The organism is Streptomyces sp. NPDC101165 (genome assembly GCF_044768135.1).
GTDB lineage: Bacteria > Actinomycetota > Actinomycetes > Streptomycetales > Streptomycetaceae > Streptomyces.
The window spans coordinates 517350-536116 of sequence record NZ_JBIWPG010000002.1 but is presented as its reverse complement, the minus strand read 5'-3'; the positions used below and the strand labels follow the sequence as shown (position 1 = coordinate 536116).

General features: G+C 72.8%; 13 protein-coding genes. 2 read left to right on the top strand and 11 right to left on the bottom strand.

What is annotated here, in order from left to right:
- Positions 1-80: 80 nt before the first annotated feature.
- From ACIRVH_RS05895 to hrcA, 6 genes are all read right to left on the bottom strand, one after another.
- On the bottom strand, positions 81-644 hold the full coding sequence (locus ACIRVH_RS05895; RefSeq protein ID WP_403948524.1) for a hypothetical protein: 564 nt from the start codon (positions 642-644) through the stop codon (positions 81-83).
- Between the two features lie 85 nt (positions 645-729).
- Complete coding sequence (locus ACIRVH_RS05890; protein WP_403948522.1) at positions 730-1122, bottom strand: VOC family protein; 393 nt, start codon at positions 1120-1122, stop codon at positions 730-732.
- Between the two features lie 17 nt (positions 1123-1139).
- Positions 1140-1886 (bottom strand): 16S rRNA (uracil(1498)-N(3))-methyltransferase, encoded by a 747-nt coding sequence (locus ACIRVH_RS05885; RefSeq protein WP_403948520.1) that lies wholly within the window; start codon positions 1884-1886, stop codon positions 1140-1142.
- Positions 1883-2959 carry a nitronate monooxygenase gene (locus ACIRVH_RS05880; protein WP_403948519.1) on the bottom strand — a complete coding sequence of 359 codons (1077 nt, stop codon included), beginning with the start codon at positions 2957-2959 and terminating at the stop codon, positions 1883-1885. Before ACIRVH_RS05880 ends, ACIRVH_RS05885 begins: the two co-directional genes overlap by 4 nt.
- 100 nt (positions 2960-3059) lie before the next feature.
- Positions 3060-4196: a molecular chaperone DnaJ gene (dnaJ, locus tag ACIRVH_RS05875; protein WP_403948517.1), complete on the bottom strand. Its 1137-nt coding sequence runs from the start codon at positions 4194-4196 to the stop codon at positions 3060-3062.
- Positions 4197-5213 (bottom strand): heat-inducible transcriptional repressor HrcA, encoded by a 1017-nt coding sequence (gene hrcA / locus ACIRVH_RS05870; RefSeq protein WP_403948516.1) that lies wholly within the window; start codon positions 5211-5213, stop codon positions 4197-4199. It lies immediately after the preceding gene.
- Between the two features lie 162 nt (positions 5214-5375).
- Between hrcA and ACIRVH_RS05865 the strand changes: the two genes are divergently transcribed.
- Both ACIRVH_RS05865 and ACIRVH_RS05860 read left to right on the top strand, forming a co-directional pair.
- A complete protein-coding gene (locus tag ACIRVH_RS05865; RefSeq protein WP_403948515.1) occupies positions 5376-6110 on the top strand; it encodes an MBL fold metallo-hydrolase in 735 nt (244 codons plus the stop codon).
- Positions 6111-6144: 34 nt separating this feature from the next.
- Entirely contained in the window at positions 6145-7011 is an 867-nt protein-coding gene (locus ACIRVH_RS05860) for a DUF3097 domain-containing protein (RefSeq protein ID WP_403948513.1), read from the top strand.
- Here ACIRVH_RS05860 and ACIRVH_RS05855 read toward each other — a convergent pair.
- From ACIRVH_RS05855 to ACIRVH_RS05835, 5 genes are all read right to left on the bottom strand, one after another.
- Entirely contained in the window at positions 6992-7591 is a 600-nt protein-coding gene (locus ACIRVH_RS05855; protein ID WP_403948512.1) for a hypothetical protein, read from the bottom strand. The genes ACIRVH_RS05860 and ACIRVH_RS05855 overlap by 20 nt on opposite strands.
- A 27-nt stretch (positions 7592-7618) precedes the next feature.
- On the bottom strand, positions 7619-8851 hold the full coding sequence (gene hemW / locus ACIRVH_RS05850; RefSeq protein ID WP_403948510.1) for a radical SAM family heme chaperone HemW: 1233 nt from the start codon (positions 8849-8851) through the stop codon (positions 7619-7621).
- A gap of 27 nt (positions 8852-8878) precedes the next feature.
- Positions 8879-10756, bottom strand: a complete 1878-nt coding sequence (locus tag ACIRVH_RS05845; protein WP_403948752.1) for a SpoIIE family protein phosphatase — start codon at positions 10754-10756, stop codon at positions 8879-8881.
- 188 nt (positions 10757-10944) lie between these two features.
- Complete coding sequence (locus tag ACIRVH_RS05840; protein ID WP_403948508.1) at positions 10945-16632, bottom strand: AAA domain-containing protein; 5688 nt, start codon at positions 16630-16632, stop codon at positions 10945-10947.
- A 146-nt stretch (positions 16633-16778) separates the two neighbouring features.
- A complete protein-coding gene (locus ACIRVH_RS05835; protein ID WP_403948507.1) occupies positions 16779-18653 on the bottom strand; it encodes an AMP-dependent synthetase/ligase in 1875 nt (624 codons plus the stop codon).
- Positions 18654-18767: the final 114 nt, after the last annotated feature.

Sequence of the window (18767 nt, the reverse complement as noted above, 5' to 3'; positions counted from 1 at the left end):
TAGCCGGAGGTTCCCGTCGAAGCGCCCTTAGTCACCCCGTCACTTTACGCAGCGGCCGCCGCCCGCGCCCCCGGTTTCGATCACTTGCCCTGCGCGGGCCAGCAGGTCGGGTCGCCCTTGCACCAGATCGTCCGGGTCACGGTCACGGTGACGGTCGGCTGCCCGCCGGAGGGCCGGTGGGTGACGGGCGGGGCGTACGTCGGCCCCGGCTTGGCGTTGCAGTTGCCCAGCCCGCCGACGTGGAACACCTGCTTGCCCTCGACCCGGGCCGTCAGATCCCCGCGCACACAGGCGCCGTCGACGGCCTTGGTCACCACCCCGACGACGGTGATCTTCCGCAAGTCGTCGGTCTGCCCCTGACAGTCGACGGAGACGACGGCGGTCTCCGTCGGCGAGGGCGCCCTCCCGGGCGTGCGGCTGCCCGAGCTGCCGTAGTTACCGGTGCAGGTAAGCCAACTCACGTTCACATGCTGCCGTTTCAGCTCGGCGGTGGCGGTCGTGTCGGTGGTGTACGCCACCGCGGCCGAACCGAGATCCCCCGGCTGGCACCCCACGACCGCCCCCACGGCCACCACGGCCAGCCCGGTCGCACTCAGCACACGCACGGGCCGCGCCCGACGTCGAATCCGCCTCAACACCCCCATGCAGGGCAGCGTGCCACCGGCCCGCGCACGGGGGAAGGCCGCATACGGTCACTCGTCAGTTCGGAGCGGTCACCATCGGCTGACGTCAGCCTCCCAGCAGCAGCCACTCCTGCAGCTCCACCAGGTTGCCCTCGGGGTCCTTGAGGTGGGCCACCCGCATGCGGTCGGTCATGGGGGCCGGGCCGTGGAGCAGGGTGGCGCCGCGGGAGGTGATCTGCTCGCAGTAGGCGTCGAGGTCGTCGACGCGCAGGACGACCAGGGAGCGGTGGCCGTTGGTCGGCTCGCCCAGTTCGTTCAGGATCTCGGCCATCATGGCGCGGTCCTGCAGGGCGATCCCGGCGGAGCCGGCGTGCGGGCTGAACTTCTCGTACGGGCCCTCGGTGGCGCCGGACTGCGGCTTGAGGCCGAGGACTTCGGCGTAGAAGTGGTAGCAGGCGGCGAAGTCGGTGACGAGGAGCCGTACCTGTGCGAGTTCCATCGTGTTCCCCCGGATTCTCAGGACCAGCGGCCGGTGCGGCCCAGGAGCAGGGCTGTGGCGGCGGTGCCGGCGGTGGAGGTGCGCAGCACGGTGGGGCCGAGCACGTGGGCCCGTGCGCCCGCCTCCTCGAAGAGTGCCAGCTCGTCGCGGGAGACGCCGCCTTCGGGCCCCACGACCAGCACGATCTCGCCCTCGGTGGGGAGTTCGGCGGTGGCGAGGGGAGCGCTGCCGTGCTCGAAGTCGGAGTGGAGGACGGCGGCGAAGTCGGCTTTGGCGAGAAGTGCGGCAACCTGTTTGGTCGTCGCCGCGTCCGCGACCTCGGGGAAGCGGACCCGGCGGGACTGCTTGCCGGCCTCGCGGGCGGTGGCCCGCCACTTGCCGAGGGCCTTCAGCCCGCGCTCGCCCTTCCACTGGGTGATGCAGCGGGCCGCCTGCCAGGGCACGATGGCGTCGACGCCGACCTCGGTCATGGTCTCGACGGCGACCTCGCCCCGGTCGCCCTTGGGCAGGGCCTGGACCACGGTGATGCGCGGGGCGGGCTCCGGCTCCTCGGAGACCGAGGTCATGTGGACGATCAGCCGGTCCTTGCCCTCGACGCCGATCACCTCGCACACCGCGTAGCGCCCGGCGCCGTCGGTGAGGACGACCTCCTCACCGGGCTGCAGCCGCTTCACGGAGACGGCGTGCCGCCCCTCGGGCCCGTCCAGGACGTACCGGTAGCCGTCCGAGCGGAAGTGCTCGACGACGAAGACCGGAGCCGTCATCGCCCGTCACCTCCGTCCGACAACGCTGTCCCCGCCGCATCGATCTCGCCGACGAGGACCTTCACCAGCTCCCCGGCCGGCAGCTCGCGGGCCATCCGGTGGCCCTGGCCCGCCCACAGCGCCATGCCCTGGGCGTCCCCGGCCTTGGCTGCGGCCTTGCGCAGCGGAGAGGTCAGGTGGTGGATCTCGGGGTAGGCGGCGGGGGCGTACGGGCCGTGCTCGCGCAGGAAGCGGTTGACCAGGCCCCGCGCCGGGCGGCCGGAGAAGGCGCGGGTCAACTCGGTGCGGGCGAACAGGGGGTTGGTCAGAGCCTGCTTGTGCAGCGCGTTGGCGCCGGACTCCGGGGTGGCGAGGAACGCCGTGCCCAGCTGGGCCGCGCTCGCGCCGGCCGCGAGGACGGCGGCGATCTGGCTGCCGCGCATGAGGCCGCCGGCGGCGACGACCGGGATGCCGACGGCCTCCCGGATCTGGGCGATCAGCGAGAGCAGACCTATGCCGGAGCCGTCGTTCTCGGGGATGTCCCGGTGGGTGCCCTGGTGGCCGCCGGCCTCCAGGCCCTGTGCGATCACCGCGTCCGCGCCGGCCCGCTCGACCGCGAGGGCCTCCTCGGCGCTGGTGGCGGTGACCAGGGTGAGGGTGCCGGCACGGCGCAGGGAGTCGAGGACGTCCCGGCCCGGTACGCCGAAGTGGAAGGAGACCACCGGCACCGGGTTGTCGAGGAGGACCGCGAGCTTGGCGTCGTAGCCGTCGTCCCGGCCGCTGTCGGGGTCGCCCAGCTCGGTCTCGTACCAGGCGGCCTCACCGGCCAGCTGGTGCGCGTAGACCTCGACGGCGCCCGACTCTGCGTACTCGGACTGGGGCATGAAGAGGTTCACGCCGAAGGGCCGGCTCGTGAGCCCCCGCAGCTGCTTGATCTCCTGGTACATGCCGTCGGCGGTCTTGTATCCGGCGGCGAGGAATCCGAGGCCGCCCGCCTCGGACACGGCGGCGGCGAGCTGCGGGAGGGAGACACCGCCCGCCATGGGGGCCTGCACGATCGGGTGGGGGAAGAGATCGGTCAGTGCGGAGGACATGACGGCATGTTGTCACGTCCTTTGAACAAGTCCGAATCCGGGCTTCCCACGGCATAGGCCACCGGCATGCGGGGTGCCGAAGCACCCCGCAGCCGATGGTTCAGCGCCCGTTGAAAGCGTCCTTCAACCGCGAGAACAGCCCCTGCTGACCCGGCTGGAACTGTCCCTGCGGACGCTCCTCGCCGCGCAGCTTCGCCAGCTCGCGCAGCAATCGTTCCTGCTCGGGGTCGAGCTTGGTCGGGGTCGTGACCTCGACGTGGACGATCAGGTCACCCCGGCCGCCGCCGCGCAGGTGCGTGACGCCCCGGCCGTGCAGCGGGATCGACTGGCCGGACTGGGTGCCGGGCCGGATGTCGACGTCTTCCATGCCGTCCAGGGTCTCCAGCGGCACCTTGGTGCCGAGGGCCGCCGCCGTCATCGGGATCGTGACCGTGCAGTGCAGGTCGTCGCCGCGCCGCTGGAAGGTCTGGTGCGGCAGCTCGTGGATCTCGACGTAGAGGTCACCGGCCGGACCGCCACCGGGGCCGACCTCGCCCTCGCCGGCCAGCTGGATGCGGGTGCCGTTGTCGACACCGGCCGGGATCTTCACCGTGAGCGTGCGCCGGGAGCGGACCCGGCCGTCGCCCGCGCACTCCGGGCACGGGGTCGGCACGACCGTGCCGAAGCCCTGGCACTGGGGGCAGGGGCGGGAGGTCATGACCTGGCCCAGGAAGGACCGGGTCACCTGGGAGACCTCACCGCGGCCGCGGCACATGTCACAGGTCTGGGCGGAGGTGCCGGGAGCGGCACCTTCACCGTTACAGGTGTTGCAGACGATCGCGGTGTCGACCTGGATGTCCTTGGTCGTCCCGAAGGCCGCCTCGTCCAGCTCGACCTCGATGCGGATCATCGCGTCCTGGCCGCGCCGGGTGCGCGAGCGCGGGCCGCGCTGAGACGCCGTACCGAAGAACGCGTCCATGATGTCGGAGAAGTTGCCGAAGCCACCGGCCCCGAAGCCGCCCGCTCCGGCGCCGCCCGCCTGGGAGAGCGGGTCGCCGCCGAGGTCGTAGACCTGCTTCTTCTGCGGGTCCGACAGCACCTCGTAAGCGGCGTTGATCTCCTTGAACCGCTCCTGGGTCTTCGGATCCGGATTGACGTCCGGGTGCAGCTCGCGTGCGAGCCGACGGAACGCCTTCTTGATCTCATCCTGCGACGCGTCGCGGCGCACGCCGAGAACGGCGTAGTAGTCCGTGGCCACTTACGACTCCGCCAGGATCTGTCCGACGTACCGTGCCACTGCGCGTACCGCTCCCATCGTTCCCGGGTAGTCCATGCGGGTCGGTCCGACCACGCCGAGCTTGGCAACCGCCTCGCCGCCCGAACCGTAGCCGACCGACACGACGGAGGTGGAGTTGAGTCCCTCGTGGGCGTTCTCGTGCCCGATGCGCACGGTCATGCCCGGATCCTTCGCCTCGCCGAGGAGCTTGAGGAGCACGACCTGCTCCTCAAGGGCCTCCAGGACGGGCCGGATCACGAGGGGGAAGTCATGCCCGAAGCGGGTGAGATTGGCGGTGCCGCCGATCATCAGCCGCTCCTCGTTCTCCTCGACCAGTGTCTCCAGCAGAGTGGAGAGCACTGCGGAGACCGTACCGCGATCCTCGACGTCGAAGGCCTCGGGCAGGTCCTCGACCAGGCGCGGCACGTCGGTGAACCTGCGGCCCGCGACCCGGCTGTTCAGCCGGGCCCTGAGGTCCGCCAGGGACGCCTCACCGAAGGGTGCCGGACAGTCGACCATCCGCTGCTCGACCCGGCCGGTGTCCGTGATCAGCACGAGCATCACGCGCGCGGGGGCGAGTGAGAGCAGCTCCACGTGCCGCACGGTGGACCGGGTCAGGGACGGGTACTGCACGACGGCGACCTGCCGGGTCAGCTGCGCGAGCAGCCGTACCGTGCGCGCCACGACGTCGTCGAGGTCGACGGCGCCCTCCAGGAAGTTCTGGATCGCGCGGCGCTCGGGCGCGGTCATCGGTTTGACGCCCGCGAGCTTGTCCACGAACAGCCGGTAGCCCTTGTCGGTGGGGATGCGCCCGGCACTGGTGTGCGGCTGGGCGATGTACCCCTCGTCCTCCAGGGCCGCCATGTCGTTGCGCACGGTCGCCGGGGAGACGCCGAGGTTGTGCCGCTCGGTGAGCGCTTTCGAGCCCACCGGCTCCTCGGTGCCCACGTAGTCCTGGACGATGGCGCGCAGCACCTGAAGCCTGCGTTCACTCAGCATTCGCGCGCACCTCCAGCATGTCGTCCCGTCGGCTCTTCCGGTCGCCCGCCTGGCACTCTGCGTGTCCGAGTGCCAGCCTTCCCCAGCCCAGTGTACGGGCGTGGGGTACTCACTGGGCAAGGTCGGTCCTGCCGTACCAGCTTGTACCGCTAGCGTCGCGGTATGACGGTGACTTGGGAAGAGCTGGGGTGGGAGCGGCTGGCGCCCGGGGTGGGGCGGTGCCGGCTGCCCGGCTGGGACTGCACCGTGGGCCTGGTTCTCGGGGCGGGTACTGCGTTGGTCGTGGACGCCGGGTCGAGCCCGGCCGAGGGCGAGCGGCTGCGGGCCTGGGCGGAACAGCTGGCGGGGCACGGTGTGACCCATCTCGCGCTCACCCATCCCCACTTCGACCACGTCTTCGGCACGGCCGCCTTCACCGGGGCGCAGACGTATGCGGCGGTGGGCGTCGACGCGGTGTTCGCGTACGAACGCGAGGAGCTGCGCCGGGACGCGGTCCGGCACGGACTGCCGGCCGCGGACGCGGACGCGTCCGTCGCCGCCCTGACGTCTCCCCGCCACCTGGTCTCGGGCGAGTGGACGCTGGACCTCGGCGACGGCCGGCAGGTGCTGCTGGCCAACGTGGGCCCCGGCCACACGGCCCACGATCTCGCGGTCCTCGTCCCCGGCTCGGTCTCCGGCGCCACCGAGATCGTCTTCTGCGGCGATCTGGTGGAGGAGTCCGGTGAGCCCCAGGCGGGCCCGGACGCCGTACCGTCCCGCTGGCCCGACGCCCTGGACCGGCTGCTCACCCTCGGCGGCGAGGACGCGCTGTACGTCCCCGGTCACGGTGCGGTGGTCGACGCGGCGTTCGTACGACGGCAACGCGACGAGCTGGCAGCGCGATTCGGCGTGTCGTGAGTGCAGGTCGGCGGCTTCTCCTATCGTCATCCGAATGCGCCCACCCGTCTCCCGCCATCGCCCTTCCAACGAGGGCCCTTCGGGCCCGCGCCCTCGTATGTACTCCCCGGACCTGACCCCGCCCTGGAAGAAGCCCAAGCCGGTGCCGGAGGTCCCGGCGGAGCCCGGCCTGGTGGTCGAGGAGCCCGGCACCGGTTTCTGCGGCGCGGTGATCCGCTGCGAGGCGGGCACGGTGACGCTGGAGGACCGCTTCGGCAAGCACCGGGTGTTCCCGCTGGAGCCGCGCGGCTTCCTGCTGGAGGGCAGGGTGGTCACCCTGGTGCGGCCCGCCTCGGGTCCGGTACGGCCCACCCGTACGGCGTCCGGTTCGGTGGCCGTCCCCGGCGCACGCGCGCGTGTGGCCCGGGCCGGCCGCATCTACGTCGAGGGCCGGCACGACGCCGAACTGGTCGAGAGGGTGTGGGGCGACGACCTGCGCATCGAGGGAGTGGTCGTGGAGTACCTGGAAGGCGTGGACGACCTGCCGGCGATCGTGGCGGAGTTCGGGCCGGGGCCGGACGCGCGGCTGGGCGTGCTCGTGGACCACCTCGTCCCGGGCACGAAGGAGTGGCGCATCGCCGAGTCGGTGACGAGCGAGCACGCGCTGGTCGTCGGGCACCCGTACATCGACATCTGGGAGGCCGTGAAGCCGTCGTCCCTGGGGATTCGCGGCTGGCCCCGGGTGCCGCGCGGGGAGGACTGGAAGACGGGCGTGTGCCGGGCGCTGGGCTGGCCGTCGGACAACACGGGGGCGGTGTGGCAGGCGATTCTGGCGCGGGTGGGCTCTTACAAGGATCTGGAGCCGGAGCTGTTGGGGCGGGTGGAGGAGCTGATCGACTTCGTCACGGCTCCTGCCGGGTGAGCCCGGCGGCGGCCGGCTGCCTGAGGTAGGAGCCGGGCTGTTCGACGCGCCCGAACCACAGCTCGGGCGGAGCCCAGCGGCGGAGCGCGCGGTCGTACACGCTGAAGAAGTGCCGTACGTCCAAGCGGTAGCGCAGCCGGGGCAGCCCCTCGCGCAGCGGCGCCGTGTCGCGGACGAACTCGCGGAGCAACGGGTCGTCACGGTCGATGTCACCGCGGGGGCACAGCTCCACCGTGTGGACCAGCCTCCGGCCGACGCGCGTCCAGTGGAGGCCGACCCCGGCCAGCGAGTCCCAGGGGATCAGCACGGCCTTCCCGTGCCGCAGGACCCAGAACCCGTTCGCGTCGAGGGCCGTGACCAGTCCGCGCCACCGCAGCACCGTGCGCAGCGCGAACCCGGACCAGACCAGGCCGAGCAGGCAGACCAGGGCGACGACGTGGAATCCCTGGTCGATCAGGACCAGCAGGCCGAGCACGCCCACCCCGCCGAGCAGCACCACCAGCGGCAGCGTCCACAGCAGCCACCGCAACCCGTACCGCACCACGGTGGCGTCCGGATCCGGCCGTCTGTCAGAGATCATGGCCGGGAACTGTACCCAGCCCGACGATCAGTCGACCAGATCCCGCACCACCGCGTCCGCCAGCAGTCGCCCGCGCAGCGTCAGCACCGCTCGCCCCTCCTCGTACGGGCCGGACTGCAGCAGGTCGTCCGCCAGGGCACGTCGGGCAGCCGCGAGCCCCTCCGGCTTCAGCAGCGACAGCGGCGCCCCCTCCCGCAGCCGCAGCTCCAGCAGGACGCGCTCCACCCGGCGGTCCTCGTCGGACAGCAGTTCCCGGCCCGCGCCCGGTGAGCGGCCCGATGCCAGCGCCGCCGCGTACGCGCCCGGGTGCTTGACGTTCCACCAGCGCACCCCGCCCACGTGCGAGTGCGCCCCCGGCCCGGCGCCCCACCAGTCCGCACCCCGCCAGTACAGCTCGTTGTGCAGGCAGCGGGCCGCCTCCGAGGTGGCCCAGTTGGAGACCTCGTACCAGTCGAAGCCGGCCGCGGACAGCATCTCCTCGGCGATCAGATAGCGATCGGCGTGGACGTCGTCGTCCGTCATGGGGACCTCGCCCCGGCGGATCCTTCGCGCCAGCTGGGTGCCCTCCTCGACGATCAGCGCGTACGCGCTGATGTGGTCGGGCCCCGCCCCCAGCGCCGCTTCCAGCGAGGCCCGCCAGTCGTCGTCCGACTCCCCCGGCGTGCCGTAGATCAGGTCCAGGTTGACGTGCTCGAAGCCCGCCGCCCGCGCCTCCGCCACGCATGCCTCGGGACGGCCCGGGGTGTGCGTACGGTCGAGCACGCGCAGCACGTGCTGCTTCGCGCTCTGCATGCCGAAGGAGATCCGGTTGAAGCCCCCCTCGCGCAGGGTGGCGAGGTAGGCCGGGTCGACCGATTCCGGGTTCGCCTCCGTCGTGATCTCCGCGTCCGGCGCGAGACCGAACTCGTCGCGGATCGCGCCCAGCATCCGTACCAGGTCGTCGGCGGCCAGCAGGGTCGGCGTGCCGCCGCCGACGAAGACCGTACGGACCTCGCGCGGGTCGTCGCCGAGCACCTTGCGGGCCAGGCGGATCTCGTCGGTCAGGGTGTCCGCGTAGTTGTCCCGGGAGGCGAGCACTCCGCCGGTGCCGCGCAGCTCGGTCGCGGTGTACGTGTTGAAGTCGCAGTAGCCGCAGCGGGTCGCGCAGTACGGGACGTGCAGATAGAACCCGAGGGGTCGGTCGGCGGCGCCGGTGAGCGCGGCGGCGGGCAGCGCGCCGTCGTCGGGGACCGGCTCGCCGTCGGGGAGTGCGGAAGGCATGTCCTCCATTGTCCCGTACGGCGCCGGTTACTCCGCCTGGAGGACCAGCAGGGCCAGGTCGTCCTCCGGCAGACCGCCGCCGAAGTCGTGCACCAGACGACGGATCCTGTCCGCGATCAGGTCGGCGCTCAGGCCCGCACAGCCGGACAGGGCCCGGGCGAGCCCGTCGCCGTCGTCGAACTGTCGGGAGCCGGAACGGCGCTCGGTCACCCCGTCGGTCACGCACAGCAGGCTGTCGCCGGGGCCCAGCTCGATGGTCTCGCTGGTGTAGGTCTCGTCCTCCACGACGCCCAGCAGGGTCTGCGGGCGGGCGGCGGTGCGCACGTCGCCGTCGGGGCGCAGCAGCAGCGGCAGGGGGTGTCCGGCGGAGGCCAGGGTGCAGCGGACGCCGCCGTCGTGCGGGGTCAGCTCGCCGTACAGAAGGGACAGGAAACGGGTCTGCGGGCCGTCCCCGGGGGCCACGGGCCGGGCTCCGCCGGCGACCAGCGCGCGGGCTGCCGCGTCGGCGGCCTCGGTGGCGTCGTCCAGGAGGAGCTGGTTGAGGCGGTCGAGGACGTCGGCGACCCGGTAGCCCTCGCGGGCGAGCAGCCGCAGCCAGGGGCGGGCGAGTCCGATCACGACGGCCGCCTCGGGGCCCTTGCCCTGTACGTCGCCGACGGCGAAGCACCAGCGGCCGTCGCCCGCCGGGAACAGGTCGTAGAAGTCGCCGCTGGGGCCGCCCTTGTCGCAGGGCTCGTAGACGAGCGCGCTGCTCACTCCGGGGATCTCGGCGACCGCGCCGGGCAGCAGGCCGCGCTGCAGGACGGCGCTGATGGTGGCCTGCCGGGCGTACTGGCGGGCGGCGCCGATGGCCAGGGCGACCCGGCGGGCGAGATCCTCGACGAGCCCGGTGACCTCGTCGGGGAAGCACAGCAGCCCGCACCGCCCGATCACCAGGGTGCCCAGCGGGCGGCCGCCCGCGATCAGCCGGTACGCCAGCGCCGCGCCGTGGGCGTCCTGCGGGCCGAGCGCGTCGCCGGGCCAGGGATACGGCTCCGGGCCGGACCTCCCCCACTCCCGGCTCTGCTCCAGCGAGGGGATCCCCGTCCCGTCCCGCGGGCAGGGCGGATCCTTCTCCAGGGCACGGGACAGCTCCTCGATGCGGTTCTCGCTGGCGTGCCAGACACGCGTGGGCGCGCCGCCGTCGCCGCCACGCACGGTCGCCTCGTCCTCCAGCCACACGGCGCACCAGTCGGCGAGCCGGGGCACGATCAGCTGCCCGGTGAGGGCCGTGACCAGGTTCTCGTCCAGCTGCCCGGCGAGCAGGTCGGAGGCCTCGGCGAGGAAGGACAGCGCGCCCCGGCCGAGCCAGTCCCGGTCGGCTCCGGGGCGCTGCGGCTGCGGGGCGAGGGCCTCGGCGGCCGCCAGGGTGTGGGCCGGGGCGGGCCCGTCCGGGTCCTCCCTGCCGTCGGCGGACAGCCGCGCCCACACCGTCTTGGTGCCGGTGCGGTAGGTGACGCCCCAGGACTCGGCGAGGGTGGCGACCAGGCGCAGGCCGCGCCCGTGCTCGGGGGTGTCGTACGGCGCCTCGCCGCGCGCTGGGTCGCGCGGCGCGCGCGCCGGGTGGTGGTCGCGCACTTCCACCACGAACGCGCCGGACTCCTCCAGGCGCCAGTCGACCTCCACCTCCGTGCCCGCGTGGACGACGGCGTTGGTGACGAGTTCGCTGACGACGGCCATGGCGTCGTCGGCCAGCCGTGCGGATCTCTCCGGGTCGACGAGCCCACGGTCGGACCAGTCGGCGAAGGCGGCCCGCACCAGGGCACGGGCGGAGCCGGGCGCGAGGGGACTGCCGGGCAGGTGGGCGAGTCCCTGTGCCCCACAGTCGTCACTCTCGCTCTCCCGCTGCGTCGGTATGGCCGCCATGTCCATGCGGCCAGGGTGACAGAGGGGCCCCACGCCTATGCGCTGAGTTACCGAAGTGGACAGGCACCCGTGAGAACTGTGCTACGGGTGTGCTCGAACACGGTCGGAAAATGTGCGGAATTCGAGCATCCGCGCATCCTCGGCCCGGTCCTGCCGTGACCTCGGTTCGTTCCTGCCGTGGCTTCGGCTCAGTCCTCGATGTACCGGATGTGCACGCACAGCGTCGTGCCGCGTTCGGTCCGCCAGGTCACCTCGTCCCCCACCTCGCGCCACAGCAGTGCCTTGCCCAGGGCCGAGTCGGGGCTGAGCCGCTCCGCCTCGTCGCCGGCGATCAACGCTATTTCGTACGTCGTGATCCCCGGTTCGTCCAGGTCCTCCACGCCGACGAGGCATCCCGGCACGACGACGGCACCGCCCGTGCAGGACGGGTCGGGGACGACCTGGTCGAGCAGGGCCCGCAGGAAGCTCCGCCGTTCCTTCAGCGCCTCGCGCCGCTTCTCGTGGTCGGCCAGCTGGGCCTTGCGGGAGGAGGAGTCGACGGCCACCACCTCGGGCAACGGCAGGTCGAGCACGTCCTGCACCCGCTCGAGTTCCCGCTGCACGCGCCGGTGGGCGCCGAGACTGATCCGGTCGACCCGAAGGCGCGGCAACGTTCGCTCATAAGGGGGAGTGGTCTGGGTGACGGCGGCCGTCTCGGTGGTCCGCACGGGCTGCCGCGGCAGGGCGGGCAGCGTGTGCTCGGCCGCCGTCCGGCCGGGCGCGTTCCGGGCCACGGGCCGCCGGTCCGCCGCTCCGGTTCCGGTCGGCCGTCGGTCCACGCGGAGCAGCTCCGTCGTCCGACCGTGGGCGGCCTCGGGGCTGCCGGGCGCGTGGTAGCGGGCCACGCCGACCTGGCCGTCGTCCCCGAGGACGGGTACGTCGACGCGGGCGATCGCGGCCCGGATCATCGCCTGCACCTCGACATGGGCCACCCGTGCGACGGGCCGCCCACCGCGCAGGACTTCCACGGCATCTGCGCCCGGAAAGCCCGGGACCCCGGCATCGCTGACGAAGCGAGCGGAACCGGCAACGGTCGAACGCAGACTGAACGCGTGCTGGGCCGAGTTGACTTCGTCGCGGTCGAGACGGGCCACGGAGACCAACTCGGGTTCGGCGGGCGTGGCTTGTGGTGCGGCAGGCCCGGCTTGCGGTGTGGGTGGCGTGATGCGCGGTGCGGGCGGAGTGATGCGCGGTACGGCCGGGGTGGTCGGCGGTTCCGCCGGGCGGGGCTGCGGTACGGATGCGCGGGGCTGACGTACGGCAGTGCGGGGCCGGGGTTCGGCAGCCCGGGGCCGGGGTTCGGCCTTGGCCGCGGCCGGAGGAGTGGCCTGAGCCGCAGCCGCAGCCGCAGCCGGGGCGGACGGTCGATGCTTCCTCCCGGCGTCGGCCGTCGCCCGTTCGATGCCCAGCCGGTCCAGCTCCGCCCAGAGGGGCTCGAGGGCCTTCTCCGGGTCGAGGAAGAAGCGGCTGCCGCGGATGCGGACGAACGTCCAGCCGACCCGCTCCAGTTCACGCTGGCGTGCCGCGTCCGCGTCCGCGTTCTCCTCGTTGTGGAAGGCGTCGCCGTCGCACTCCACGGCCAGGCGCCGGGTTCCGCCCTCGACGACGAGGTCGATGCGGTAGCGGCCGGCCGGGTACTGGGGCCGCACCCGGTAGCCCCGGGCCCGCAGAGCCAGGTACACCCGCTGCTCGAAGAGGCTGTCGAACGCCTCGTGCGGCACGTCCGGGCGGACCTCGCCGAGCCCCGCGCCGTCCTGCTCCTCGGCCGGCCGGGAGAACCAGTCCAGGTAGGCGCGCCGCAGGTCGGTCTCGCCCCACTCCGTGAGCGTCACACTGTGGAAGAGCCACACCTGGTCGCGGGCCCGGGAGGCGGCCACGTTGAGGTGCTGCCGGTTCAGGGCGCTGCTGTAGGGGCCGATGCGGCGCGGCCCGTCGGGACCGGCGAGCGAGGCGACCGTGCCGATGAAGACGACGTCGCGCTCGTCCCCCTGGAACTCCTCGGCGTTGCCCACGCGCAGCCGCCGCCGCTGCCGCTCGTCGAGCGGGATCCGGTCGGCCAGCAGATCCTCGATGAGGAACTTCTGCCCGGCACCGAGCAGAGTGATCACGCCCATGCTGCGTCCGGCGTAGGCGGGGTCCGCGACACACCGGGCGACGGCGTCCACCAGCCGCTCGGCCTCGGGCCGGTTGACCTGCTTCTGCCCGCTGCCCTCCACCCAGCCGTCGGCCACGTGGACCGCGCGCAGTGGCGGCAGCCGGTCGGCGCCGTACTGCCGCAGGGGCTGCAGCCGGCCGCCGTAGCAGAGCTCGTTGGAGAAGCCGATGATCTCCGGCATGCAGCGGAAGTGCTCCTGGAGCATCAGCCGGCCGCGGCCGCCGGCGAGCCCCGAGGCGATGTCGAAGAGGCTGGCGGTCGGCGTGAACAGGTTGCGGCGGGCGGGGGGCAGCTCGCCGAGCAGCCGTCGCTGGAGGGCGAACTGCTCGTCGTGGTCGACGCCGACCTGGGCCGGGCTGACCTGCTGGTCGTCACCGACGACCACGACCTTCGCGCCGAGCCAGGCGAGCAGCAGCGCCTCGGGCCCGGACTGGCTCGCCTCGTCGATGATCACCACGTCGAAGCGGCCGGCCCGGTCCATGGGGACGGTCTCGGTCACCTGGTGGAGCGGCATGATCCAGGCGGGTACGGCCTCCTGGCTGGCCCGGAGGCTCTCCCGCGCCTGCCTGCGGTAGGTGGCCGCGTACTTGCCGGTGCCCTTGCCGAGCCTGCGGACGTTCTGCTGGTACGAGGTGAGGGCCACGGCCTGGTCGTCGGTGAGCCTGGACAGACAGTTGAACCAGGCCTTGTCGGCCGCCAGCCGCTCCAGGCCGATACGGATGTCGGCGTCCGCCTCGGCGAGCAGGCGCAGTTGCCGTGCCTCGGCCTCGGGGTCCGTGAGGTCCGTCATCCGGGCGTGCCAGGCCGACCAGGCCCAGGCGGCCGCCAACTCCGGCAGGCGCGTGTCCCAGGCGGGATCGTCCGGCGCCGACTCCAACGCATCCGCGATGTCGGGGAGTTCGGCCTCGACCACCCGGTAGGCGTCGTCGCAGGCCTGCTTGCGGTCCAGTGCCGCGCGCAGGTCGTCCAGCTCGCCGACCGCGGCGCCGTAGGCGGCGGCGTCACGGGCCTCGGCCGCCGCGCGCGCCCGCTCCACGGACGCCGTCGCACCCCGCTGGTGGGCGGCGGCCCGGAGCACGTCGAGCGCGTCGGCGAGCAGCGCGCGGGCGGGGTCGGCGGCGTGGCGGGCGGCGCGGGCGCGGAGTACGGCGCGGACGGTGTGCACCCGCTCCTCGTTCCCCCAGTCGACTCCCGCGAGCCCCGGTGCGGGCGCCGCCCCGCGCGTCACGTCCTGGCGCAGGTCGGCGAGAACCGTGAGTGCGGAGAGGGTGTGGATGTCCTGGCGCAGCCGGGTCATGCGCCGGTTGACGCTCTGCCAGGCCTTGGCGCCCTCGCCCCACTCCTGCTCGATGTCCTGCAGGTGCCGTTCCAGGGTGATGCGGTGCACCACGGCCCAGGCGGCGGCCTCCGTCTCGGAGGTGCGGCCGTCGACCCGCGCCGTCTCGGGGAAGTCGCCGACCGCCTTGCGCAGCCGGGTCTTCAGGCCGAGCGGGCCGCGCAGCTTCTCGCCGGCGGCGAGAGCGTCGCGCAGGGAGGTGGCCAGCCCCAGCGCCGTCGGCACGTCGTACGACTCCAGGCCGCTGACCAGGGTGAAGCCGAGGGCCGCTGCCGCCTCCTCGGCCGCGGTCAGGGCCGCCGCGGTACGTGTGTGCCGGTCGCGGGTTCCGAGGTCCTGCCCGGCCATGACCTCGCGGCGCAGTGCTGCGGCCCAGTCGGCGGGCAGGGTGGCCGCCGCGGCGGCGGCCGCCGTGAACCGGTCCAGGGCCGCTGCCAGCTGGTCCTGCTGCTCGACGGTCAGGGTGGACACCGCGTCGTCCAGGCGCGAGGCGGAGCCGTCCTGGCGGAGCGCGGCGAGGTCGGCCTCCGCCTCGCGGACGGTCTCGACCGCCTCGGCGAACGCGGGTCCGGTGGGCAGGCGTCCCGGATCGGGCAGCGCGGCGGTGACCGTGGCCGCGAGGGCGCGGTGCCGGTCGGTGAAGGCGAGGGCCGTGCGACGCAGGTCCGTCAGAGCCTCGGGGGCGAGCGTGGGCGCCTCGGCGGGGACGGCGCCGAGCCACTCGTACCGCAGGCGCTCGGCGGCGAGGCGTTCGGCGATGCGGGTCAGGGTGCCCTCGTAGTCGCCGATCTCGGCCGGGTGACGGTAGGTCTCCTGCTCCCTCAGGGCCCGCAGGGACTTGAGGGCGAGCGCCTGTGCGGAGCGCGCGGACCTGAGGCGCTCCTCGTGCTCCTGGATGCGGCGGCGGTAGGCACGCGCGGAGAAGTCACCCTGCCGGTCGAGGATGGCCTTGACCGACTGTTCCAGTTCCTGCTGCCCGGCTCCGTCGTCGGTGCGGCTGACGCACAGTTCGCGGATGCCGGCGGGGAGTTTGTCCCGCAGGACCTTCAGGGCGCGGGCCGTGTGGCTGGTGATCAGGACGCGGTTGCCGTGGGCGAGCAGGTCGGTGACCAGGTTGGCGATGGTGTGGGTCTTGCCGGTGCCGGGAGGCCCCTGCACCACGACCAGGTCGCGGTCGCGCAGCCGCTCGGCGATGGTGCGCTGCTCGTCGTTGGAGGGCAGGGCGAAGTACAGCTCGGACCGGGCGCCGCGGGCCTCCGGAGAGCCGGGCTCGGGGTCGCCCAGCGGGCGGTCGCCGCCGGCTCCGGCGACGGCGCGGAGCAGCGCGGTGGGTTCGGCGCCCTGCTCGATGTGCAGGGCGACACCGCGCAGCGCTTCGAGCATGCTGCGCCGGGTGCGCTCCCTGAGCAGCAGCACGGGCGCGAAGCCGACGACCGGTACGGCGGGGTCTCCCGTCGCGCGGTGCCGGACGGGTGAGGGGTCGTAGCGGCCCGCTTCGTGGGCGGCGATGGTCCAGGTCCTGAGCGCGCGGTGCAGCTGGTCGGCGAGCATCGCGTCGGTGGTGTCGCCGGCGGCTTCCAGCTCCTGCCGGACCCGGGTGCGGATCTCGGCGCGCGCCTTCTGTCCGGCGTCGAGCATGGACTCCTCGAGGACCGGGCTGCCGTGCTCGGGGTCGGGTCCGACGGTGATGGCCCCGGTGTCGGGGTCGATGGCGATGACGGCCCGGCAGGTGACGAGGTGCCGGCGGATCGGCTCGCTCTGGGCGCACCAGGTCAGATGACCGAAGCCGACGACGAGTTCGAAGCTCTCGCCGAGTTCGGAGGCGTCCACGCACAGGCGGTAGAGGCGGTCGTAGGCGCGGACGACCGGTTTCGTGGCGCGGTCGCGGGCCGCCCACTTCTCCCACTGGCGCGACCAGGTGGCGTACTGCTCGTGCACGACGTCGCGGTGGGGGTGGTCGGCGAGGGCGACCGTGCGGTGCCCGGTGCGTGAACTGCCGCCCGCCGACACCTCGTCGGCCGGGATGTCCGCCTCGGTCCGGGGTGCGGGCGGCTCCTCCCGCTCGGAGTCGCGGATCTCCCGTCCGTCCAGCCAGTGGGCGAGGGGCAGGGGCGGGGCGGGCAGGTCGTGCCGTACGGGCCGGTCGGCCCGCAGCCACAACGGGGTGTCGCCGGGGACGGCTTCGGTGAGGAAGCAGGCGAACTGCTCGGGCAGATCGGCGAACCACATCTGGTGCCGGGCGTCGTCGTGGGTGCGTACCGGCCTGGTGCGGCTTTCGCCGACCTCCGCGAGGTAGCGGAAGACGTGACGGACCACGTCGTCGGGCGTCGCGGCGGACACGGGCACGCTCACCTCGCTGAACTGGCGGAACCCACATATGGAGGGATTGTGTGCATCCTAGGGGGCGAGTCTGACACTCGCGCCCTTTCCGCCTGTTCCGGGCACACGTCGGCCCCGGAAGGCGAAGTGCCTTCCGGGGCCGGACGGTTGTCTCACGCCTCGCGGGTGCCCGAGTACATCTCGTCGATCAGGGCCTTGTACGTCCGCTCGACCACCGGCCGCTTCAGCTTCAGGCTCGGGGTGATCTCGCCGTGCTCGACGTCCAGGTCGCGCGGCAGCAGCCGGAACTTCTTGATGGTCTGCCAGCGCTGCAGGCCCTCGTTGAGCTGCTTGACGTAGCCGTCGACCATCTCGACCGTCTGCGGGGCCGCGACGATCTCGGCGTACGACTTGCCCTCCAGACCGTTCTCCTTGGCCCACTGCAGGACGGCGATCTCGTCGAGGGCGATGAGGGCGGTGCAGTAGTTCCGGTCGGCGCCGTGCACCAGGATGTTGGAGACGTACGGGCACACCGCCTTGAACTGGCCCTCGACCTCGGCCGGGGCGACGTACTTGCCGCCGGAGGTCTTGATGAGGTCCTTCTTGCGGTCGGTGATGCGCAGGTAGCCGTCGGGCGACAGTTCGCCGATGTCGCCGGTGTGGAACCAGCCGTCGCTCTCCAGCACCTCGGCGGTCTTCTCGGGCTGCTGGTGGTAGCCGTCCATGATGCCGGGGCCGCGCAGCAGGATCTCGCCGTCGTCCGCGATGCGCACCTCGCAGCCGGGCACCGGCTTGCCGACGGTGCCGGTGCGGTAGGCCTCACCCGGGTTGACGAAGGAGGCCGCGGAGGTCTCGGTGAGGCCGTAGCCCTCCAGGATGTGGATGCCGGCGCCGGCGAAGAAGTAGCCGATCTCCGGGGAAAGTGCGGAGGCGCCCGAGACACAGGCGCGCAGCCGGCCGCCGAAGGCCTCCCGCAGCTTGGAGTAGACGAGGGCGTCGGCGGCCTTGTGCTTGGCGCCGAGCCCGAACGGCACGGCGTGACTGCCGGTGCGGCGGAAGTTGTCCTGCGAGACCTTGGCGTACTCGCGGGCGACCTCGGCGGCCCACTGGAAGATCTTGTACTTGGCCCCGCCGCCCGCGCGGGCCTTGGCGGCGACGCCGTTGTAGACCTTCTCGAAGATGCGCGGCACGGCCGCCATGTAGGTCGGCTGCACCACCGGAAGGTTCTCGATGATCTTGTCGACACGGCCGTCGACGGCGGTGACGTGGCCGACCTCGATCTGGCCGGAGGTGAGGACCTTGCCGAAGACGTGGGCGAGCGGCAGCCACAGGTACTGCACGTCCTCGCCGCTGATCAGGCCGGTCGCGGCGATGGCCTTCGCCATGTACGCCCAGTTGTCGTGCGGCAGGCGCACGCCCTTGGGGCGGCCGGTGGTGCCGGAGGTGTAGATGAGGGTGGCGAGCTGGTCCTTGGTGATCGCGCCGACCCGCTCCTTGATCAGCTCGGGGTGCTTCTCCAGATAGGCGGCACCGCGCTGCTCAAGATCGGTGAGGGTGATGACCCACTCATCGGTCTCGACGCCGGCCGGGTCGATGACGACGACCTTGGTCAGCGCGGGCAGCTCGGCCCGCTTCTCCACCGCCTTGGCGACCTGCGCCGCGTCCTCGGCGATCAGCACCCGGCTCTCGGAGTCGGAGAGGATGAACGCGGACTCGTCGGCGTTGGTCTGCGGGTAGACGGTCGTGGTGGCGCCGCCCGCGCACATGATGCCGAGGTCGGCGAGGATCCACTCGACACGGGTCGAGGAGGCGAGCGCCACCCGCTGCTCGGGCTGCAGACCCAGTTCGATGAGCCCGGCCGCGATCGCATACACCCGCTGTGCCGCCTCGGCCCAGCTCAGCGACTTCCAGTCGTCGGGGCCCTGACCGGAGGCGGGCACGACCGGGTAGCGGTAGGCCTCGGCGTCCGGTGTGGCCGCCACGCGCTCCAGGAAGAGGGCCGCGACGGACGGCGGACGGTTCTCGATCAGGGTCTGTGTGTCGGTCACGACATCCTCCGGGGCCCGCGACAGTGCGGCTGGCTCAGGTGCGGCTGGGTTAACTCACGGTGGGGTTCGGGCTTGTTGTTTAACTCGCGAGTAACTATCGAGCAGGGATCAGCG